A 21,067-nucleotide genomic window follows, 5' to 3' on the forward strand; every position below is an offset into this window, starting at 1 on the left:
CGGAGCGGGTGCTGACGAGCTACACCAAGAAATGGTCCGACGTGTCACTGCGCGACATCGGCTTCGTCGAGCAGGTGGAGATCTATGACATGGTGGCGGATCATCTGGGCAAGGCCCCGCCCGTCGTCGACACCGACGACATCCTGAAAGATCCGCGCGGCACCCTCACACGGCTGTGCGAAGCCTGCGGCATCCCCTTCGACGATGCGATGCTGAAATGGCCCGCAGGCCCCAAGCCCTTCGACGGCGTCTGGGCAACGCACTGGTACAACGCCGTCTGGGCCTCAACCGGCTTCGGCTCACCCCCGCCCGAACCGCCACCGCTGCCCGGCCACCTGCAACGCATCGCAGACCAGGCCCGCCCCTTCTACGAGCGCCTCAAGACACACCGGCTCTGAGGATAATACCCAAAGGTTCCGTCATTCCGGCGAACCAAGGTGCGATGATGTGGCCTCCGGTCGAGCGCCTCAACACACACCGGCTCTGACCACCACGTCCCTTCTCCCGCGCATGGCGTGGGAGAAGGTGCCCGAAGGGCGGATGAGGGGCTCTGTCAACCAGCACACCGCGCGGAGAGACCCCAAGGGCGGGCGAAAAACCGTGTTTTCAGCGCATGCCCTGCGCGGCTGCCGCCTGCGGCAGCGGCGTGGCGGAGCCCTGCTCCTTCTCCGCCATCATTTCCACGCGCTTCAGTTCCTGCTCCTCGGCAGCGAACGCCTCTTGCGCCTCGGCCAGCTGGTCGCGCAGTTCGGCGATCGAGCGCATCACGTTGTCGCGCCGCCCGCGCGTGGCCTTGGCGGAGAGAGAATAATTGAAATGGGAGGGGTCGCTCACACCGTTGCGGCTCTCCTCGAACTTCACCTGCGCGTCGAGATCCTCGTATTTCCGGGTGAAGTCCTGGATCATGAACTCCATATCGGCAACTTGCCGCCGCTTTTCCTCGGTGCGGAAACGGTGCAGCCTGAGGAGCGTCTCGCGTGAGCGCATCTTGTAACCCCTAACCCTACTCTACTAACCAAGGGACCCTCGAACGTCCCCCTTTGCACGATTCCGCGAATCAACTAGGCAACAGATTCCGGTAAGCGTCTTGACTGCATGATGATCCTGCAAGCTTAAGGGCGGGTAAACCGCAGGGTAGGACACCATCCAGAGATCCACGGTGCGGTTGCACCGGCGAGGCATCAACATGTGGTGTGCGCAGTTGCGCATCCTACTACATGCAGCCGGATTGGTGAATGCGTTGCGTATGGTGAATTAGGGTTTGTTAACCTTTCCCAGCGTATCTTGAGTACCAACATTAACGGTTTGTCGTGCGCAGTGCCCCGTCGGCCGCGCCAGCCGTAAAAGGGGGCTCCACGGCGGAGCCGGGAGCATAGGGGATAAGACATGCGGGTTTTGCTGATCGAGGATGATACCGCGACGGCCCAGAGCATCGAACTGATGCTCAAGTCCGAAGGGTTCAACGTCTACACGACCGACCTCGGCGAGGAAGGTGTCGACCTCGGCAAGCTCTATGATTACGACATCATCCTGCTCGACCTGAACCTGCCCGACATGTCGGGCTATGAAGTGCTGAAGACGCTGCGCGTCGCCAAGGTCAACACCCCCATCCTCATCCTCTCCGGCCTCGCCGGCATTGAAGACAAGGTGCGGGGCCTGGGCTTCGGCGCCGACGACTACATGACCAAGCCCTTCCACAAGGACGAGCTGGTCGCGCGCATTCACGCCGTCGTCCGCCGCTCCAAGGGCCATGCCCAGTCGGTCATCATCACCGGCGACCTCTGCGTGAACCTCGACACAAAGACGGTGGAAGTCGGCGGCGCCCGCGTGCACCTCACCGGCAAGGAATACCAGATGCTGGAGCTGCTCTCGCTCCGCAAGGGCACCACGCTGACGAAGGAAATGTTCCTCAACCACCTCTACGGCGGCATGGACGAGCCCGAACTGAAGATCATCGACGTCTTCATCTGCAAGCTGAGGAAGAAGCTCGCCAGTGCGGCGGGCGGCAAGAACTTCATCGAAACCGTCTGGGGCCGCGGCTACGTGCTGCGCGAAAACGCACCCCCCATGGGCGAGGACCTGCGCGAGAGCGCCTGAAGTCACCCGGCCCTGACAGCGCAAGCTGTCACGTCTGCGTTATGAAAATTTTCATAGACAGATGCGCGACGCCGCGCATCTACGGCAGCAACGCAAACCACAACTTTCCGCAACCAAAAAGCAACGTGAATCAACACGCTGCAACCATGCTTCAGGCGGCCTTCACCACCACGTCTGCACCGTCCAGCCCCATGCTCAGCGCAAGGCCCGCCGAGCGTGCCAGCTGCTTGGCGTAATAGGGCTGCACCAGCCTGGCATCGAGGCCGGTCAGTTCGATCGTGCCGTCCAGCACCTGCGCGATCTGCTCCGGCACCTTCGCCCGGTCACCCACGGCGCGCGCGGTGAACTGGTCGCCCTCCACTGTAACCGTTACCAGCCCGCCGCGCGGGATGCCGGCCATCGCCATCAGCATCATGTTCATCACCAGCTTCACCTGCTGCTTCGGCCGGTTCTCGCGCGGGGCGTTCCACTCCAGCTTCACCTTTTCCTCGCCCACGAAGGCCTTGGCGATCTCGCCCGCCTCGCCCATGTCGATCAAGGCGCCAGCCGAGCCCGCAGCACCAAAGGCGATGCGGCAGAACTTCAGTTTCGCCGCCGCGGTCTTGGCCGAACTGCGCACCATGTCGAGGGCGGTTTCCTTGGTCTCGGCGTCCATCTCGGGGTCGTCGATCAGTTCGAGCCCGTTGGCGATGGCGCCCACCGGCGAGATCACGTCATGGCACACGCGGCTGCACAGCAGTGCCGCGAGATCGAGATCGGAAAGCCTGGCTTCGGCGGTGATGACGTCGGACATGGATGAGCCCCGCGAGTGATTCGTATGGCTGTTGTAGCATTGCGGGCGCCGAATTTCCGCATTGACTGAATTGGCTTTCGCGACCATGAAGCGCGCGCATCAGCGCCGGAGCCCGCAACCGATGAACCCCGTCCCCTCGCCCTTCATGCAGTCGCTCATCGACCTCGCGGCCGTCGCGGGGGCGGAGATCATGGCGATCTACGCAACCGATTTTTCCGCCAAGGACAAGGGTGACCTGACGCCGGTGACGGAGGCCGACGAGGCAGCCGAGAAGATCATCCTCGCCGGGCTGGCGAAGATCAGCCCTGACGTGCCGGTGATCTCGGAGGAGGCCGCCTCGGCTGGCAAGATTCCCGCGGTTGCAGAAAAATTCTTCCTGGTTGACCCTCTGGACGGCACCAAGGAATTCATTTCGAAGAACGGCGAATTCACCGTCAACATCGCCCTTGTCGAGAACGGCATCCCGGCGGCGGGCGTCGTCTATGCCCCGGCGCTCAAGCGCATCTTCTGGGGTGAGAAGGACCATGGCGCCGCCCACGGCAGCATCGAGGGCGATGATGCTCCCGTGTGGAACACGCTTGCCGTGCGCAGTCTGCCCGCCGATGGCGCAACCGTGGTCGCCAGCCGCTCCCACCGCGACCAGGCGACGGAGGATTACCTCAAGACGGTGAAGGTGAAGTCGCTGTGCTCAGCGGGCTCCTCCCTCAAGTTCTGCCTCATCGCGGCAGCCGAGGCCGATCTTTACCCCCGTTTCGGCCGCACCATGGAGTGGGACACGGCAGCAGGCCATGCCGTACTGCTCGCCGCCGGCGGCAAGGTGGTGACGGTCGAAGGACCTGACCTGACCTATGGCAAGCGGGCGCGCGGCTACGACAACCCGGGCTTCATCGCCAGCGCCTGATACCGGCTGCCCCGCATCAGGAAGCATTAACCAAGCCGCAATCCGGCGCTGCTAGGCTTTTGTCCAAACGGGTTGCTGCCATGGACTTGCCATCACCGCTTGCCATGAGTGCCAGGCATATCCGGCCACATGTCACGTTGAGGACGATTCGATGAACAAGATGCTGACTGCCTGCCTTGCCCTGGCCCTTTTCGCCGCCGTTCCCCTGCCCGCCGCCGCCCAGACGACCTCCTCCGTCTCCAAGGCGGAGCGCGAAACCTTCACCACCGAAGAGGTGCTGGACGTCGGCCACAGCTTCTTCGGCAAGACCACGCGCGGCCTGGCCAATGCCGTCGAATACGTCTTCCAGCGCCAGGGCGAGCCCAGCGCCTACATCGTGGGCGAGGAGGCTGCCGGGTCCTTCGTGGGCGGCCTGCGCTATGGCGAAGGCACGATCTACTACAAGAACGGCATCAAGCAGCGCATCTACTGGCAGGGACCCTCCGTCGGCTTCGATTTCGGCGCCAACGGCTCGCGCAGCCTCGTGCTGATCTACAATTCGGACAGCCCGGAGGACCTCTACACGCGCTTCGGCGGGGTTGAGGGCTCCGCCTATGTTGTGGGCGGCGTGGGCGTCAACTTCCAGGCCAAGGACGAAATCATCCTCGCCCCGATCCGCACCGGGGTGGGCGCCAGGCTCGGGGCCAACGTGGGCTATCTCAAGTATTCGAGCCGCCCCAACTGGAACCCGTTCTGAGCACTTGCACGGCGGGGTCCCGTAGCGCGGGGCCAACTGTCATGGGAAGGCCTTGGTTTGGTCAAGTTTCTCGGTTTTCTGCCGCCTGCGCGAAAGGAACCACAGCCATGCGAAAGCGCCTGACACAAGCCGTTCTGGCCAGTTTGCTCCTCACCTTCACACTTGCCGGGCCGGCCCTTGCCGATCCTCAGGGCGTCTGGGCCATGTCCAACGGCAAGGTGACGGTCAAGATCGATGACTGCGGCGGCAATCTCTGCGCCCAGATCGTTGACCTCAAGGAGCCGATCAGCAAGATCGACGGCAAGCCGAAGGTCGACCGTGAGAACCCCGATCCCGCCAAGCGCCAGCGCCCGCTGATCGGGCTGTCGATCCTGATCGGCATGAAGCCAGCGGGCGACAATCTCTGGAAGGGCGCCATCTACAATCCGGACGACGGCAAGACCTACAGCGCCACCGTGCGCTACGATGGCAGCAGCATGAAGGTGAAGGGCTGCGTCGCGGGCGTTTTCTGCAAGACCAACACCTTCATCCGCAGCAACTGAGGATAGCGGCAACGCCACCGCTGGCGCGGCGGGCCAGGATTGGCTAGAAAGACGAGATCGCCGGAGGCTCGATGTCTGGTACCGAGACGATATTGCTGATCGTGCTGGGCTTTTCGCTCGCGAGCCTGATCGCGCTGTTCATCGGCCGCATGCTGTGGAGGTCGGCCGTCAAGGTTGGCGCCCGGCGCATGCAGCGCCAGGTGCCCTCCTCCCTCATCGGGTTGCAGACCGAGCGCGACAGGCTCAGGGCCGAATATGCCATGCTGGCTCAGCGTATGGGCGCAAGGCTCGAGGAGGCGAAGCTTCGCCTCGCCGAAAGCATGGCCGAGGTCAGCCGCCACCGAAATCGTGTCCAGCATGTGGAGGTCAGTGACGCAGCGCGGTCCGCCGAGCTGCGCCAGCTCCAAGCCCGTGTCAGGGAGCTTGAAGCCGCTCTCGCCGGCAGCACGGCGCAGGAGGAGGGACTGCGCCAGGGGCTCGCCGCCCGCGACGAAGCGCTGCAGAAGCTACGCAAGAAGCGCGGCTACGAGGGCCACAAGTTCACGCCGCCAGCAGCGGGCACGGAGCCCGTCTCTCCAGCCGTCGATCCCGAAATCCGCCTGCGCCAGCGCATCGACCAGCTGAGCGAAATGTCAAAGCCCGCCCGCCAGCCCCAGCACCCAATCGCCGAAAGGCTCGCCGAAGCCGAGCACCAGACAAGCAAACTTGAAGCCGGCCTCCAGAAACTCGAAGCCGACTGGACCGATACCCCTGCCTCCTCTTCTCCGCCCGAAAACCTCATCCTCCTGCCCAGCAGTCCCCGCGACCTGAAAACCGGCGCGACATCACCCGCCTGAGGCTTGGCCAGGATCCAAGGGTTATCTTGCACGGACAAGTGGCCTTCCTGAAAGTTGTTTGAGGGAGCCCTCTAATCTTCATTCTGCTGCTCCACCCGAATTACCACCCGGGCGGGACCGAGATGGCCCGCCGTATGGGTGGCATATCTTGCGAGCTCGCTCGAGAAGGCGGGACAGCATGACCTCCGCTTCAGCGATACGATGACGAGATATCTCTCTGAAGAAGAGACCCGCAAGATCATGCCGTAGAGAAAGCCATCACTGCCCACGCCTCGATGTTTGCAGGCGCTGCCTTCGCGCATCTCCTCCGTATACTGATTACCCCTGACACGGTAGTGGCACAGCCCCGGTGGTCTGGCATGCGAGTTCGTGATGAGGTTCCGGGCGTCAAGGCCTGATCAAATCTGAAAACTTTGTAATGTCGGCTTCCCCTTCTTGCCGATGTACAGGAGGGCCAGTAAGTTTTTATTTTTTCGGGGGAAGAGCACATGGACAAGCCCGTCATCGACAAGAACAAGCTGCCCAGCCGGCACGTCAGTGTTGGGCCGGAGCGCGCGCCGCACAGATCCTACTACTATGCCATGGGGCTCACGCCACAGCAGATCAGCCAGCCCTTTGTTGGCGTGGCTTCCTGCTGGAATGAAGCAGCGCCCTGCAACATCGCGCTCATGCGCCAGGCGCAGGCTGTGAAGAAGGGCGTTTCCTCGGCAAGCGGCACGCCGCGCGAGTTCTGCACCATCACGGTGACCGACGGGATCGCGATGGGCCACCAGGGCATGAAGGCCTCACTCGTCTCGCGCGACGTGATCGCGGACTCGGTCGAACTGACCATGCGCGGCCACTGCTATGACGCGCTGGTGGGCCTTGCGGGGTGCGACAAGTCACTGCCCGGGATGATGATGGCCATGGTGCGACTGAACGTGCCATCCGTCTTCATCTATGGCGGCTCGATTCTTCCCGGTACCTTCAAGGGAAGACCCGTCACCGTGCAGGATGTGTTCGAGGCCGTGGGCAAGCATTCCGTGGGTGCGATGTCGGATGAGGATCTGCTCGAACTCGAGCAGAAGGCCTGCCCCTCCGCAGGTTCCTGCGGCGCGCAGTTCACCGCCAATACGATGGCGACGGTCGCCGAGGCGATCGGCCTCGCACTCCCCTACTCCTGCGGCGCACCTGCTCCTTACGAAATCCGCGACACCTTCTGCTACACGGCAGGCGAGAAGGTGATGGAGCTCATTGCGAGGAACATCCGGCCGCGCGACATCGTCACACGGAAGGCACTGGAGAATGCGGCGACGGTCGTCGCCGCCTCAGGCGGTTCGACGAACGCGGCACTTCATCTTCCCGCCATCGCGCATGAGGCAGGTATCAAGTTCGACCTGTTTGACGTGGCCGAAATCTTCAAGCGGACCCCCTACATCGCCGACCTGAAGCCCGGCGGCAGGTATGTGGCGAAGGACCTGTTCGAGGTGGGTGGCATCCCGCTGCTCATGAAGACGCTGCTTGACCATGGCTTCCTGCATGGTGACTGCATGACGGTCACCGGCCGGACAATGGCGGAAAACATGGCGGGCGTGAAGTGGAACACCGACCAGGACGTGATCCGCCCCGCCAACAATCCATTCACAGTGACCGGCGGCGTCGTGGGCCTCAGGGGCAATCTTGCACCGGAAGGCGCCATCGTGAAAGTGGCGGGCATGAAGAACCTCAAGTTCCAGGGTCCTGCACGCTGCTTCGACACGGAAGAGGACTGCTTCGAGGCGGTTTCCAAGAAGCAGTACAAGGAAGGTGAGGTGCTGGTGATCCGCTACGAAGGGCCGCGCGGAGGCCCGGGCATGCGCGAGATGCTGTCCACGACCGCGGCTCTCTACGGCCAGGGCATGGGCGACAAGGTAGCCCTCATCACCGATGGCCGCTTCTCTGGCGCAACGCGTGGCTTCTGTATCGGGCACGTCGGACCCGAGGCGCAACTGGGCGGCCCGATCGGACTTCTGATGGATGGCGACATCATCACCATCGATGCCGTTGAAGGCGTGCTGTCTTGCGAAGTCTCCGATGAGGAGTTCGAACGCCGCCGCAAGCACTGGGCACCGCGGGAGCACGGCTACAACTCAGGAACTCTGTGGAAATATGCACAGCAGGTTGGCCCTGCCGTTGGTGGAGCGGTTACGCATCCCGGCGGCGGGGCGGAGATGAGGACCTACGCGGACATCTGAGTTTTCCACTCACTGCCGTTCAGGGATCATGGCTCAAGCATGATCCGCAAAAGTGGCAACCACTTTTGCGATAAGATCATGCTCAAGAGATTGATCTTTCCGCGCGCGGGCGATGCTGGAACCCATGCCGTCAACAGCGTGTGTGGTTCAGCAAAGGCCGCCGAACCAGACTGAAGTTCCATTATCGGATGGCAGGAAAAACGATCTCCGGCGTGTAGCTCTCGAAACTTGAGAGCTTCTGTGCGTTGCATTCAGCCTGCCATTGGCTGCCCTTCACCACGCCGGAAACGCAGCGGTACTTTTGGCGGTAGCTGTTGGTGACTTCGTTCTCCTCGATTGCCACGGCAGCGAGGCCAACGACCTCGCCCCCCTGCCTTTCAACGAGGCGGATGGCGCCATCCATGGTGCCACCCGTCTCGACCCACTGGTCGGCCAGCAGCACCTTGGTCGCCGGGGCAAAGGCGGGAAGCCGCATTTCCATATCCTGGGTACGGCCGGAGTAATTGGAGAAGCTCACCTTGTCGGTGTCGACACAGAGCTTTCCAGCCTTGCGGATCGGCAGAAACCCGACGCCCAGCCTCGTGGCCAATGCGGAACCCAGCACAAAACCCATCGCGTCGAGACCGCCGACCACGTCGCACGTCACCCCTTCGAGATCCGCAACGAGATCGTCGAGCAGGTCATGGAAGGCCTCGCCGTTGATGTAGATGGACGTCGGGTCCAGCCAGGCGAACTTTGGACCCTTGGTATTAGGCGCCATCAGTTTGAGGTACCAGCGGTCGTCGCGGGGTCCCTTGTTGCGGCTCATGATCTGGCTCCATAGTCGCGGGTGAGTTTGAGAAGCAGGCTGAGCTTCGATGGCTCGATATTGTAGAAATCGCCGTCCCTGTTGATGCCGGTGGCGACCATGAAGCCGTCGACGTCATCCATGTAAGCATGGGCGTTTTCTGGCGTGATTCCGGAGGCGAGCGTCATGGCGTGTTCACCGATGCCGCGCCGGAAAGTCCGGATCTTGTCATTGTCAGCGGCATGTCCGGTTGCCACGCCAGAGGTGCACACGGCATCCATGTATTCCGTGGCAAGACTTGCTGCGTATTCATAGTGTTCAGGAAGCACTTCGCGCTGCTTCTTGAAGCATGTGCCCCCGGTATAGAACCCTGTCCAGCCGGAGGAGGCCATGGCCGACGCAATGTCCTGAGCCTCAGGCTGGTCACTCTGGGAGCGGCGTTCGTCAATGCGCGCATCATCCGCCCAGTAGCCGTCGACCAGGATGCCGTCACGCTTCAGCCTGCCAAGCGCGGGAAAGGCGAGCTTGCCTGTGACTGCCAGGAAATTGACGCCCAGCCACAAGGCGGGGAACCTTGCCCGCACATGGGCGATGATGGGCAGGAACCGTTCCATCTCGAAGTCATGGTTTATGAGGAAGCAGCCTGGCGCTCCTTCTCCCACAACGACGCGGACATTGCGCTCCGCCTGGTCATTGTCGAGGACATGGATGACGGGCAGCACCACGGGACCCACGGCCTTGAACATTTTTCGGAAATCATGCCTGTTCATGCGCTCAAGAATTACGGGCTTGCCGGAATTTCGGAAATTTATAATGATGATGGCTCCATAAGGGCAATGAATGCGGTCCATCAACCTTCCCACGGACCTTCTGCGCGCTTTCGTGAGCGTCATCGATCTCGGGGGCTATACCCGCGCGGCCGAGTCCCTTGGCCGCACCCAACCCGCAATATCACTGCAGATGAAAAGGCTGGAAGAGCTTCTGGATGCCCGCCTCATCACCCATGAGGGCCGCGAGCTGAAGCTGACAGAGGAAGGCGAGGCCCTTGCCGTCTATGCGCGCCAGCTCCTGCGCCTCAATGACGAGGCCGTCGCGAAACTGAAAGGGCGATCCGCCAAGGGGCAGCTTCGGGTCGGGCTTCCGACCGACTTTTCTGTTGCCTTCCTGCAGGAGGCCATTGCCGGCTTCGTGCGGGAAAATGCTCAGGTGACCATGTCCATCACCTGCGACCTCTCCCGCAGGCTCATCGATCTGCTGCATGCCGACGAGCTCGACATCGCGATTGCGCTGCTCTCCCAGGACCGGAACCCCTATCTGGTGCGGAGCTGGGAGGAAACCCCGATCTGGGCCGTGGCACGCGATGCAACGGTCGATCGGCAGGATCCGGTTCCCCTCGTCACACATCCAGAGGGTTGTGAGTACCGGCGGCGCATGACGGCTGCGCTCCGGTCGGAGGGGCGAGACTGGCGGATCGCCTACACAACCCCTGAAATCGGCGGATTGCAGCGCGCCGTCAGCGGCGGGATCGGCATCACGGCACTCACCCGGAAGACCCTGCTCCCGGACATGCGCGCGCTGACAGCCCGGGATGGATTTCCCGCCATGGAACCGATTCGCATCGGCCTGTTCTACAAGCATCAGCGACTGTCAGGAGCGGGGCTGATGCTGGTGGATTCCCTGATCTCCCGCATGGACGAGGCGGCTGAGCCTGCTCCATCCAGGGCATTCCCTGCTCGATAAGCTGGCGTCATGCCAGCATAAACAGCATAAATTTCCCGCATGGACCCTGTGAGGCTAGTTATTAACCAGACCCGCTGGACTTCGGCGACAAGACATGATGGCATGCGCGGTCAAGGGTATGGGAATAACCGCCGGGCAACCCTCCGGCTCCAGGAGAAACACGCATGACCAAGACCAAGACCAAGACATTCACCCGACGTAATGTCCTGCAATACGGTGCGGCAGCGGCCACCACGGCTCTCTGCACGCCCTACGTCAGCAGGGCCTGGGCGCAGGCCGTCGAAATCAACATGCTGGCCTGGTACGGCCATGGCGAGCCGGACATGGTTGGGGCCTTCGAAGCCGCCAATAACGTCAAGTTCAAGCCCAAGTACTATGCCGGCGGCGACAACATGATGGCGCTGATCGCCCAGTCCCCGCCCGGCACCTACGACATCATCCTGTCTGACGGCGAGTTCGTCCAGCAGCTGAACGGTGCCGGCTACATCGAAGAGCTGAACGCCGCGGACTATCCCTTTGACGACATGCTCTATGATGACTTCAAGCAGTTTCCCGGGCACTGGAACGACGGCAAGCTCTATTCGATGATGGTGCGCTGCGGCCACCTCGGCGTGTCCTACAACACCACGGCGATGTCGGAAGAGGAGGCCATGAGCTACAAGGCCTTCTGGAAACCCGAGATCAAGGGCAAGGTTGGCCACTTCGACTGGCACCTCCCGAGCCTTGGCCAGATGAGCCTTTACAATGGCAACGGAGCCAAGCTCTGGGATCAGGACGACGCCGGCTGGACGAAGATCAAGGAGACGACCATGTCGCTCCGTCCGCAGGTTGGCGGCTATTTCGATTACGGCGGCACGTTCAACGGCCTGAAGAACGGCGAGATGATGGCCATGGCGGGCATCGGCGACTGGATCACCGGCGTGCTGGAGCGCGACGGCGCCACCGTGAAGTCAGTGGTGCCGAAGGAAGGTGGCATCCAGTGGACCGAGTCCTATTCCATCGGAAAGGGCACGGCAAAGGCGGACATCGTCAAGAAGTTCATCCAATACATGCTCTCGCCCGAAGGTCAGGCGACCTCGGCCCGCATGCTGGCCTATCCCGGCTTCGCGATCACCAAGGGCGGCCGCGCCAAGCTCAACGAGGTCGATGCGAAGGAGGCCCAGCGCACCGGCCAGGTCGATGGCGCCGCAAATGATCCGATCACGCTGATCAAGGAAGGCCGGATCTTCTACCGCGACACGCCGAAGCAACAGAGCCTCGAGGACTGGAACGAGTTCTGGCAGGAATACAAGAACGCCTGATCGGGCGTTCGCATACCACACATGCCGTCATCCCGGCGAAGGCCAGGATCCAGCTTCTTTTTTCGCACTGAACCAAAGCTGGACCCCGGCCTTCGCCGGGGTGACGCCCGCAAGGGGAGCCATGCAGCAAGGCTGAGATGACCTCGAAAACCCCCACAAGACCAGACTACTACGCCATCGCCTGGCGGCTGCCGCTGATCGTGTGGCAGGGGCTGTTCTTCATCGGTCCACTGGTCTTCATGGTGGCGATGTCGTTCTTCCTGGTGAAGAACTATCGCATGGAGATCGCCTTCCAGTTCGCCAACTGGGAGCGCATGCTGACCCGCGGTTTCTTCTGGGATGCCTATTTCTTCACCCTGTGGATGGCGCTTCTTGCCACCATCGTGGCCAGCTTGCTGGCCTTCCCGGCGAGCTATTTCCTGGCTTTCAAGGCCAGCGAGTCAACAAGACGCTGGGCGATCTTCTTCCTGATCATTCCGTTCTTCACAAGCTATCTGGTGAGGATCTTCGCCTGGCAGGTCATTCTGGCGCAGCAGGGCGTGATCAATGCCGGGCTCTCCTTTCTGGGTCTCGGACCCTACCAGATGCTCAACACCACACTCGGCACAATGGTGGGCTACCTGACGCTTTGCCTGCCGCTGGCCGTAATATTGCAGACCTTTGCCCTCGCCAACATCGACAAGCGTCTTGTAGAGGCCGCGCATAATCTGGGTTGCGGGCGCCTCCGCACCATTTTCACCGTGGTGGTCCCGCTGGCGAAAACCGGGTTGGTGGTTGCCGCAGTGTTCTGCTTCATCTTGTCATTCGGCGATTTCGTTGCGCCATATTACCTAGGCGGGTCGAAGCCGCCTACCCTCTCCATCATGATCGTCGACACATCCAAGTCGGGCCAGCAATGGCCGCGCGCTGCGGTGGTCGCCATCATGATGATCCTCACCCTTCTCATCGTCGCCTTCACGGCGATTGCCTTCGCATACCGGAAGCGCGTCAGATGAGGGACGACAAGCTCATTCGCTGGGTGCTCGGCGTCTACACGGCGCTGGTCTTCGTGTTCGTCTTCGCGCCGATTCTGGCGAGCCTTGTGTTCTCCTTCAACTCAGACCGGTTTCCAACGATCCCGCTCGGTTCCTTCACAACCGAATGGTACGTGAAGGCCTTCAGCAATCCGGAAGCGTGGGACGCCGCGCTGAGGAGCCTGATCGTTGCCAGCGTCACGGCCGTCCTCGCCACCGGCATCGGCTTCTCCGCCGCCTATTCGGATTATCGCTACGACTTCTTCGGCAAGAAGGCTTTTCTCATCCTTGCACTTCTGCCACCCACGATCCCACTCATCATCATGGCGCTGGCGACGCTGGGATGGCTCTCAATGTTCAACGCATCAGGCATGACGGTCTCGATCATCATCGCCCACACCGTGCTCTGCGCGCCCTTTGCCATGGCAGTGATCCGCCTCAGGCTGAACCAGATGGATCCAAACCTTGAGCCTGCGGCGTGGAACCTCGGCGCCTCAGAGTGGGTGACGATGAAATCCGTCGTCATTCCCTTCACCATGCCCTCGATCATCGCCAGCCTTTGCCTGACGGCAGCAGTCTCCTTCGATGAATTCGCAGTGGCGTGGTTTGTTTCAGGCCTCAACAAGACTGTGCCCGTCGTGATCCTCGAAATCCTCACTGGCAATATCGATCCGCAGGTCAATGCGATCGGCAGCGCAGTTTTCCTCGTCTCCATCACTCTCGTTGTCATCGCGCAGATGCTCATCATGGGCCGCGCACGGAAATCGGATCAATCCTGATGCCTGCCCCCCTCGTCGTGTTCGACAATGTCGTGAAGCGCTTCGGAACCTTCGAGGCGGTCAAGCGCATGAATTTCGAGATCAACGAAGGTGAATTCCTGGCCTTCATGGGTCCGTCGGGATGCGGCAAGACCACGACGCTGCGCATGCTGGCAGGCCTCGAGGAGCCAACGGAGGGAGACATCCGCCTCGCGGGAAAATCGCTGCTCGGCGTCAAGCCGCATGAGCGTGACACGCCCATGGTTTGGCAGTCACTCGCGCTGTTTCCTTTCCTCAACGCGCGTGAGAATGTCGAGTTCGGCCTGAAGATGCGCGGCATGGACAAGCCGGCGCGCCGCCGGAAGGCGGAAGACTGGCTGGAACGGCTCGGCATCGGCGAATTTGCAGAACGTGACGTGGGCTCGCTTTCGGGCGGGCAGCGCCAGCGCGTGGCGCTTGCCCGTGCCCTCGTCACCGAACCGAAGATCCTGCTGCTCGATGAACCACTCTCAGCACTTGACGCTCATCTCGTCATCCGCATGCAAGGTGTGTTGACCAAGCTGCAGCGTGAGCTGGGCATCACCTTCGTGTATGTCACCCATTCGCAGTCAGAGGCCTTCGCGATGGCGGATCGTGTCGTCATCATGTCGAAGGGCGAGATCGCGCAGATAGGCTCGGCGCGCGATATCTACAGAACGCCTTCAAGCCGGTTCGTTGCGGAGTTCGTTGGGCGCAACAACATCTTCTCAGGCAAGGTGAACGCCGCGGGGGCGGTCGAGACGGCAGCAGGTACATTCAACCTCGATTCCCGGGCAAGGCCCGGCGAGCAGGTGGACTTCGTCGTTGCAGCCGACGTGGTATCATTGTCCGCTACCAGGCCCGTAGCCCCCAATGTCTTCGCGGGCCAACTCATTTCAGAAGAATTCGTTGGTTCAATGGTGACGCTGTTCTTCGAAGCTGCGGACGGCATGGAGGTCAAGGTACAGGTCCAGGAGCGTCTGCTTGAGGGCATTCCGCGTGAGCCTGGACAGCAACTGTTTCTCTCCTTCGACCCTTCGCATGCCCATGTACTGACAGTGTGAGATGATGATCAGCAATCCCATTCCCTGGCCCAACGGCGCGCGCTGCGCCTGCGCAATCACCTTCGACATGGATGCGGATTCGCTCATCCACGTCTCGCGGCCGCAGGACGCTCACGACAGGCTCTACCCCATTTCCATGGGGCGTTATGGTCCGACTGTTGCCGTGCCGCGCATTCTCGACACCTACAGAAAATTCGGTCTGAAGCAGTCCTTCTTCATTCCTGCCTGGTGCATCGAGCAGTACCCGCAAGCCATCGAGGCCATGCTGAAGGACGGACACGAGATCGGACACCACGGCCTGATCCATGAGGACCCGATCGAGACCAGGGGTGAGGCGCAGAGGATCGCATTCGAGAAAGCGATGGAGATTCACAGGCGCCGGACCGGCCGCGCGCCGCGTGGCTATCGCGCTCCCGTTTATAACGTGACCCAGCAGGTGATCGACCTGCTGATCGAGCATGGCTTTCTCTATGAATCCTCGCTCATGGCTGATGATATTCCCTATCTGATGAGGACCCAGAAGGGCGAACTCTGGGAAGCGCCAGTCCACTGGGGTACGGATGACTGGCCACCTTTCGCCCATTATTCAGAGATCGGCTACATGATGCCTGTGAAGGCGCCCTCTGAAGGCCTCAAGGCATTCTGGGAGGAATTCGATGCGCAGTATGAAGCGGGCGGTTTCTGGATCGGCATCTGGCACCCATTCCTAACGGGCCGGCTCGCGCGCTGGCGTCTCGTCGAACAGTGGCTGGACGTCACCCTCAAGACCAAGAGCGTGTGGTTCGCGCCGCTCGAAGACATCATCGGTCATGTGAAAAAGGTAACGGCGGAAGGACTCTATTCCCCGCGTGTCGAGCAGTTGCCTTACTACACAACGAGCCAGCTTGGCTGATCTTGGTGAGCACCAGCCTCAGTGAGCTCCGGTAAACTCACCGTGTGCCTGACAGGACTGCAACACAGACGCGGCTAACCCGACGTTTGCTCTCGGTTCAATCGGCGGGTTCTGGCGCCGCGACTGCCACAACATCCTGCCGGATGCGGTTGAGTACGATGGCGCCGCCAATGGCAAGCACCACGAAGATGAACAGCAGCGCCACTTCTGCTCCGACCAGGAACAGGATACCGGAAAACAATGCCGGCCCGAGTGCTGCAGCAATCCGCCCAGCTGCGGTGGAGAGAGCAAACAGCGCAACCGAATCTGAGCTTCCGGCGCTTTCGGCCAGAAACCCGCGCAGCCCAGAGAAGGTGGGGCCAAGGCAGAAGCCGATCACCGTGACGGTGAGGAGCGGCATCCACGGGCCAGAGCCGAAGGCCAGCAACAGCAGCACCACGCCCCATGAGGAGATCAGAAGCAGCGTTGCGGCAGCCCGGGATGTGCCCGTCATCAGGCGGCTCCAGACGAGCGTAGACGGAACGGCGACCACATGGATGACGAGCAGCAGCCAGAGAAGATCCTCCAAACTCTGCCCGAAGCGGTCTGCCAGGATCGGGGCCGTGAAGGTCATCACGACGAAGATGCCCATCTGGATCAGCATCGTGCCCAGAAGCAGCTGGAATACACCCCAATTGGAGCGCCAGTTCCTGATGGCTGCCAGCACACCCTGCAACTGTGCCGTTCCAACAGGTCTCTGCATTTGCCCGAAGCCTTGCCACCGCATGGCGGGAAGGATGACGGCGTAGGCGGCCCCGCTCAGGAGCACAAGCGCGCCAAAGCAATGCGCGATGACATCCAGACCCGCCGGCCGTCCCGCTACAAGCACAAGCAACATGATGATTGCGGTAATTCCACCGAGATAGCCGATGGCCCAGCCAAATCCGGAAAGTCTCTGGCGTGCTGCCGCGGGAGCTATTTCGGGCAGAAAGGATTCATAGATCGCCATGGCCGCGAAATAGAAGCTCTGCGCGGCCACGAAGGCGAGCGCCGCCTGGGCAAGCGAGGCATTGGGGTTCCACGCCAGAGCTGCCATGGCGGCCATGAGCCCCGCCGTCAGTGCTGTGAGCAAGGTGAAGCGGTTGATCCGTGCGGCAAGGGACGCGGCCGCCAAAACCACAAGCGCACTGACGAGCACCGCCACCGCTGCCAAGACGCCCCAGACTGCTGTCGGGTTCTCGTAACTCTGCGCCAACTCACGGATAAAGATCGGCGCCAGAACGGAGGGCACCGCGCCCACATACACCGAACTCGCCACATCATATCCCGCCCAGGCGAAGGCCCGCCGGTCCAACCAAGACTGTTCCGTGCGGTTGCGGATTTTCATAGGAATTGTGCGCAGATGAGCATTTGCCGACGGCAATCTACAGTATGACTGTGTTGGTCGGAATTGTATCAAGTCGAACTGCGATCCGGAAGCGGATTCGTGGATAGGCGCGTTTTACAAGTTAAAATTGAGCTCGCCCGTGCTTTGCCCGGCAAGACTGCTCTACTCTGCTGGCGGACAAGCCACCTGTTCGCCGAAATGAAGATGGGAGACATCATGCACGTCAACTTCCTCACGCGGATTTTCGGTCATCGCTTGATGCTGTCGGCCGCAATTGCAGCATCCCTGGGCCTCGCCGCCATCCCGGCGCGCGCCGAAACGCCGCCCGAGGCGGTCGAGGCGGCCGAACAGGCGCCCGAGCCGCTGACAGCCGACGAACTCGAAATCATCGTTGCACGGATCGCGCTCTATCCGGATGAGCTCGTGGCGGTGATATCAGCAGCCTCGCTCTATCCGCTGCAGATCGTGGAGGCGGACCGCTTTCTTGAGGACCTCAAAACCAAGAAGGACCTGAAGCCCAAGGCGGCCTGGGACGGAAGCGTCATCTCGCTTCTCAACTATCCCGAGATCGTCAAGATGATGAGCGACGACCTCGATTGGACGCAGCTATTCGGTGAGGCGATCGTGAACCAGCAGGACGACGTGCTGGCCGCCATCCAGCAACTGCGCGAGGAGGCTGTCGCCAACGGCGTCATCAAGTCAGACGAAAAGGTGAAGGTGGTCACGCAGGACGAAACCATCGTCATCCAGCCGGCAAGCAAGGAAGTGATCTACGTGCCGCAGTACGAGCCGGAGATGCTTTACGAGCCGGACTATGTCTACCGGCCCATCACCTATTATCCCGATCCCTATCCCTATTACTGGAACCCAGGCGCCACCTTCTTCGCGGGCGCCGTGACCGGCGCCATCTGGGCTGCCGCGGTGGACTGGGACGACGGCTTCTGGGGCGGCGACTGGGACTGGAACAACGGTTGGGGAAACAATGACATCGACATCGATTTCGATTGCAACAAGTGCATCATCGGCAATGACTTCAATGGAAAGCTGAACTTCAACGATGTCGACTGGACCAAGATCGACCGTTCGAAGATCAATTTCGACAAGAACAACTTTGCCAAGATCGACAACTCGAAGTTCAAGGACAGCTTCAAGAACAACGACAAGGTGAAGCTGAAGGACAAGGCGAACATCTCGAACAACCGGGTCGACAAGATGGCGCGGCCCGGGAGGGGCGACATCCAGACCAAGGACATCCGCAAGTCCACGCTGGACAAGATGCAGAAACAGCCCGTCAAGGACTTCAAGCCGAGCGACAAGATGGCACGGCCGGGCAACAACCTGCCGGCGGCTGGCGACAAGATGGCGCGCCCTGCGAAGATCGACAGGCCCGTGGGCAAGCCGAAGCCTGCGGCCAAGATGGACAAGCGCCCAGCGAATGTATCGCCACTGGGCGATGTCACCCGGAGCCGCGATGCGATCAAGCAGTCGAGCCGTGGCAACAAGGCGATGGGCGGAGGCTTCAATCCGCCGAAGATCGGTGGCGGTGGCGGAGGTGGCGGCAGCAAGAAGATCGTTATGCCCAAACATAAGATGGGCGGCGGCGGCGGTGGCCGCGGCAAGCGCCGCTAACCGGCTTCAGCAGGACAGGAGACAAACATGATCAACAAGCACCTGTTATCCGCCATGCTGTTCGGCGCGGCCGTCATCATTGGCCCCCTTGCGGCAGTCTCGCCCGCCAGCGCGGAGAGTGCTGGCCTTGCCGCCTATATCGGCGAGGAACCCACCCTCTTCGATACCGCCGATGCGGGTATTCAGGCCTTCAAGGATACTATGGCAAAGGGTGATACCGCAGCCGTGGCCAGGCTTCTCGGATTGGACGCGGGCAAGCTCGAGGGCAGCGAAGGCATCGCTGACAAGCTCAAGCAGATCCGCGAGGCCACGGCTGAACGCGTGAAGATCGAAGACCAGGGTGAGCAGCAGGTTCTCGATCTGGGCAGCCAGCTCTGGCCCTTCCCCTTCCCCCTGGTGAAGGGTGCGGATGGCAAGTGGGCCTTCGATACCGTTGCGGGTCTTGAGGAAATCCTGAACCGCCGCATCGGTGAGAACGAATTGCAGGCCATCGAGACCGCACAACTGTACGTTCAGGCCCAGCGCGAATACGCCGCCGAGGACCGTGACGGAGACGGCGTTCTGGAATTCGGGCAAAAACTCATCAGCAGCGATGGGCAGACGGACGGTCTGTACTGGCCGATCGAGCAAGGTGACGGAGAAAGCCCCGTCGGCGCATCAATCGACCTCGGAGCCTTGGAAAGCGCCAAGGATGGCAATGGTTATTTCGGATACAAGTTCCGTATCCTGACCAGCCAGGGCGACAATGTGGCAGGTGGCGCTTATGACTATGTGACCAACGGCAACATGATCGGCGGCTTCGCGCTCGTCGCATGGCCTGCCCGGTATGCCGAAACGGGCGTCAATACCTTCGTCATCAACAATGCCGGTATTGTCTACGAGGCGGATCTTGGCCCCGAAACGGAGAAAACGGTCGAGGGGATCAAGTCCTTCAATCCCGATGATAGCTGGAGCGTCGTCGAAGACTGAACAGGGGATCTCGCACTAGGTCGTGCTGATCCAGCGGCGGAATAGGTGGCGCTCCCTGCGGGAATCGAACCCGCCTTTGCAACGTGAGAGGCTGCCGTCCTAACCGATAGACGAAGGGAGCTCACGCCGTAACGAGGCTCCCTATACAGATGACGGCCGCCGAGTGCAAGCGGAGGCGGCAGAATTCAGTTTCCGGCTGATATGCGCGATAGAATCGTGTTCTTCCGGAGGTCGATCACGATGACCAGCCGGCCAGTATTGATGACAAGCCGGTCACCATCGATTTCCGCATGGCGGATCTCGGTGCCTGCCGGCAGTCCAAGGTCCAGCATCGCTGGCGGGGCTTGCGGCTTGGGTTGTGACTTCTGTGAAGACTTCCAGATGATGCCGCCCACAAGCGTGAGGAACAGCAGCACCAGGATGATGCCCATGATATAGACGATCCTGAGCAGGAGCCGGGCCGAGGCGGGAACCCCAGCAGAAGGCTCATTCGGTTCCTGTCTTGCGATGTCATCGGAAGTGCTCATGTCAGTGCCTGCTAAATCCCTCGAAACACGCGCAACGGAGGCTCTACGCCTCGACAAGGCGCTGGCGAACGCTTTTCCCGACGTGAGCCGGGCCAGATTCCAGGCCCTTATCGCGGAAGGTGCGGTGAGAGTCGAGGACGTCCCCGTCCGGGAGCCCCGGCACAAGGTGAAACCCGGAGAGGCCCTGTGCGTTCTCCTGCCGGAGCCCGCGGCGGCCTCCCCCGGGCCGGAATCAATCACACTCTCCATAGTCCATGAAGACAAAGATCTGATCGTGATCGACAAGCCCGCAGGTCTGGTGGTGCATCCGGGTGCTGGCAACGAGACCGGGACGCTGGTCAATGCACTGATCTCCCACTGCGGTGAGAGCCTGTCGGGTATCGGTGGCGTAAGACGGCCGGGCATCGTGCACCGGCTCGACAAGGACACGAGCGGGCTGATTGTCGTGGCGAAGAACGACCGGGCCCACCATGGGCTGTCTGAGCAGTTCGCCGCCCATGGCCGGGATGGCAGGCTGGAGCGCAGCTATCTCGCCATCGTCTGGGGCGTGCCGGAGCGGAAAAGCGGTTCGATTGCCGCAGCGATCGGGCGAAGCACGGCGAACCGGCAGAAGATGGCAGTGTCCCGCAGTGCTTCAGCCCGCGAGGCGATCACCCACTACGGCTTGCTTGAGACGCTTGGCAGGCCTCCGGTCGCCAGTCTGATCCGCTGCCGCCTCGAAACCGGGCGCACGCATCAAATTCGCGTGCACATGGCCCATGCCGGTCACCCCCTGCTTGGCGATCAGGTCTATGGATCCGGGTTCCGGAGCTCCGCCATGAAGTTGTCCGCAGCCTCAAAAGCTGCGCTCAAGGCATTGAATCGGCAGGCACTTCACGCAGCGAC

General features: G+C 61.4%; 22 protein-coding genes and 1 tRNA gene. 16 read left to right on the forward strand and 7 right to left on the reverse strand.

Annotated features, from left to right (window positions below; genetic code table 11):
* Positions 1-398, forward strand: a 398-nt coding sequence (locus tag ACILRA_RS06295) for a hypothetical protein (RefSeq protein ID WP_395661244.1), incomplete at its 5' end; no start/stop codon positions are given.
* Between the two features lie 208 nt (positions 399-606).
* On the opposite strand, the gene ACILRA_RS06300 is transcribed toward ACILRA_RS06295, so the two are convergent.
* Positions 607-987 carry a flagellar export protein FliJ gene (locus ACILRA_RS06300; protein ID WP_395661245.1) on the reverse strand — a complete coding sequence of 127 codons (381 nt, stop codon included), beginning with the start codon at positions 985-987 and terminating at the stop codon, positions 607-609.
* Positions 988-1,386: 399 nt separating this feature from the next.
* Here ACILRA_RS06300 and ctrA point away from each other — a divergent pair, with 399 nt between their 5' ends.
* On the forward strand, positions 1,387-2,097 hold the full coding sequence (gene ctrA / locus ACILRA_RS06305; protein WP_395661246.1) for a response regulator transcription factor CtrA: 711 nt from the start codon (positions 1,387-1,389) through the stop codon (positions 2,095-2,097).
* A gap of 151 nt (positions 2,098-2,248) precedes the next feature.
* Here the strand turns inward: ctrA and chpT are convergent, their stop codons facing one another.
* Complete coding sequence (chpT, locus tag ACILRA_RS06310) at positions 2,249-2,890, reverse strand: histidine phosphotransferase ChpT (protein ID WP_395661247.1); 642 nt, start codon at positions 2,888-2,890, stop codon at positions 2,249-2,251.
* A gap of 121 nt (positions 2,891-3,011) precedes the next feature.
* Between chpT and cysQ the strand changes: the two genes are divergently transcribed.
* The 5 genes from cysQ to ilvD all read left to right on the forward strand — a co-directional run bounded on the left by cysQ (position 3,012) and on the right by ilvD (position 8,118).
* Positions 3,012-3,791, forward strand: a complete 780-nt coding sequence (gene cysQ / locus ACILRA_RS06315; RefSeq protein ID WP_395661248.1) for a 3'(2'),5'-bisphosphate nucleotidase CysQ — start codon at positions 3,012-3,014, stop codon at positions 3,789-3,791.
* A 151-nt stretch (positions 3,792-3,942) separates the two neighbouring features.
* Positions 3,943-4,527, forward strand: a complete 585-nt coding sequence (locus ACILRA_RS06320; protein WP_395661249.1) for a DUF1134 domain-containing protein — start codon at positions 3,943-3,945, stop codon at positions 4,525-4,527.
* Between the two features lie 107 nt (positions 4,528-4,634).
* On the forward strand, positions 4,635-5,069 hold the full coding sequence (locus tag ACILRA_RS06325; protein WP_395661250.1) for a DUF2147 domain-containing protein: 435 nt from the start codon (positions 4,635-4,637) through the stop codon (positions 5,067-5,069).
* A gap of 71 nt (positions 5,070-5,140) precedes the next feature.
* The gene (locus ACILRA_RS06330) at positions 5,141-5,905 is read left to right on the forward strand and encodes a hypothetical protein (protein ID WP_395661251.1); all 765 of its coding nucleotides are present in this window, start codon (positions 5,141-5,143) and stop codon (positions 5,903-5,905) included.
* Between the two features lie 488 nt (positions 5,906-6,393).
* On the forward strand, positions 6,394-8,118 hold the full coding sequence (ilvD, locus tag ACILRA_RS06335; RefSeq protein WP_395661252.1) for a dihydroxy-acid dehydratase: 1,725 nt from the start codon (positions 6,394-6,396) through the stop codon (positions 8,116-8,118).
* Between the two features lie 181 nt (positions 8,119-8,299).
* Here the strand turns inward: ilvD and ACILRA_RS06340 are convergent, their stop codons facing one another.
* Entirely contained in the window at positions 8,300-8,926 is a 627-nt protein-coding gene (locus ACILRA_RS06340; protein WP_395661253.1) for a phosphoribosyltransferase family protein, read from the reverse strand.
* A complete protein-coding gene (locus ACILRA_RS06345) occupies positions 8,923-9,651 on the reverse strand; it encodes a BtpA/SgcQ family protein (protein ID WP_395661254.1) in 729 nt (242 codons plus the stop codon). The genes ACILRA_RS06340 and ACILRA_RS06345 overlap by 4 nt, the downstream gene beginning before the upstream one ends.
* A gap of 94 nt (positions 9,652-9,745) precedes the next feature.
* Between ACILRA_RS06345 and ACILRA_RS06350 the strand changes: the two genes are divergently transcribed.
* The 6 genes from ACILRA_RS06350 (at position 9,746) to ACILRA_RS06375 (ending at position 15,691) form a co-directional block, all read left to right on the forward strand.
* The gene (locus ACILRA_RS06350; RefSeq protein ID WP_395661255.1) at positions 9,746-10,645 is read left to right on the forward strand and encodes a LysR substrate-binding domain-containing protein; all 900 of its coding nucleotides are present in this window, start codon (positions 9,746-9,748) and stop codon (positions 10,643-10,645) included.
* A gap of 164 nt (positions 10,646-10,809) precedes the next feature.
* Complete coding sequence (locus ACILRA_RS06355; RefSeq protein ID WP_395661256.1) at positions 10,810-11,946, forward strand: spermidine/putrescine ABC transporter substrate-binding protein; 1,137 nt, start codon at positions 10,810-10,812, stop codon at positions 11,944-11,946.
* A gap of 137 nt (positions 11,947-12,083) precedes the next feature.
* On the forward strand, positions 12,084-12,941 hold the full coding sequence (locus ACILRA_RS06360; protein WP_395661257.1) for an ABC transporter permease: 858 nt from the start codon (positions 12,084-12,086) through the stop codon (positions 12,939-12,941).
* On the forward strand, positions 12,938-13,738 hold the full coding sequence (locus ACILRA_RS06365; protein WP_395661258.1) for an ABC transporter permease: 801 nt from the start codon (positions 12,938-12,940) through the stop codon (positions 13,736-13,738). Before ACILRA_RS06360 ends, ACILRA_RS06365 begins: the two co-directional genes overlap by 4 nt.
* Positions 13,738-14,799 carry an ABC transporter ATP-binding protein gene (locus ACILRA_RS06370; RefSeq protein ID WP_395661259.1) on the forward strand — a complete coding sequence of 354 codons (1,062 nt, stop codon included), beginning with the start codon at positions 13,738-13,740 and terminating at the stop codon, positions 14,797-14,799. Before ACILRA_RS06365 ends, ACILRA_RS06370 begins: the two co-directional genes overlap by 1 nt.
* Before the next feature lies 1 nt (position 14,800).
* On the forward strand, positions 14,801-15,691 hold the full coding sequence (locus ACILRA_RS06375) for a polysaccharide deacetylase (RefSeq protein WP_395661260.1): 891 nt from the start codon (positions 14,801-14,803) through the stop codon (positions 15,689-15,691).
* Positions 15,692-15,788: 97 nt separating this feature from the next.
* Here ACILRA_RS06375 and ACILRA_RS06380 read toward each other — a convergent pair whose 3' ends face one another.
* On the reverse strand, positions 15,789-16,988 hold the full coding sequence (locus ACILRA_RS06380) for a hypothetical protein (protein ID WP_395661261.1): 1,200 nt from the start codon (positions 16,986-16,988) through the stop codon (positions 15,789-15,791).
* Positions 16,989-17,273: 285 nt separating this feature from the next.
* Here ACILRA_RS06380 and ACILRA_RS06385 point away from each other — a divergent pair, with 285 nt between their 5' ends.
* Together ACILRA_RS06385 and ACILRA_RS06390 are read left to right on the forward strand one after the other, a co-directional pair.
* Positions 17,274-18,686 carry a DUF3300 domain-containing protein gene (locus ACILRA_RS06385; RefSeq protein ID WP_395661262.1) on the forward strand — a complete coding sequence of 471 codons (1,413 nt, stop codon included), beginning with the start codon at positions 17,274-17,276 and terminating at the stop codon, positions 18,684-18,686.
* Positions 18,687-18,713: 27 nt separating this feature from the next.
* The gene (locus ACILRA_RS06390; protein ID WP_395661263.1) at positions 18,714-19,655 is read left to right on the forward strand and encodes a DUF2950 domain-containing protein; all 942 of its coding nucleotides are present in this window, start codon (positions 18,714-18,716) and stop codon (positions 19,653-19,655) included.
* Positions 19,656-19,701: 46 nt separating this feature from the next.
* Here ACILRA_RS06390 and ACILRA_RS06395 read toward each other — a convergent pair.
* Both ACILRA_RS06395 and ACILRA_RS06400 read right to left on the reverse strand, forming a co-directional pair.
* A tRNA-Glu gene (locus ACILRA_RS06395) sits at positions 19,702-19,776 on the reverse strand.
* 64 nt (positions 19,777-19,840) lie between these two features.
* Complete coding sequence (locus ACILRA_RS06400) at positions 19,841-20,182, reverse strand: hypothetical protein (RefSeq protein ID WP_395661264.1); 342 nt, start codon at positions 20,180-20,182, stop codon at positions 19,841-19,843.
* Here ACILRA_RS06400 and ACILRA_RS06405 point away from each other — a divergent pair.
* On the forward strand, positions 20,181-21,067 hold an 887-nt coding region (locus ACILRA_RS06405; RefSeq protein WP_395661265.1), incomplete at its 3' end, for an RluA family pseudouridine synthase. The two genes, ACILRA_RS06400 and ACILRA_RS06405, sit on opposite strands and share 2 nt — an antisense overlap.

It is taken from the genome of Aestuariivirga sp. (genome assembly GCF_044239095.1).
Classification (GTDB): domain Bacteria; phylum Pseudomonadota; class Alphaproteobacteria; order Rhizobiales; family Aestuariivirgaceae; genus Aestuariivirga.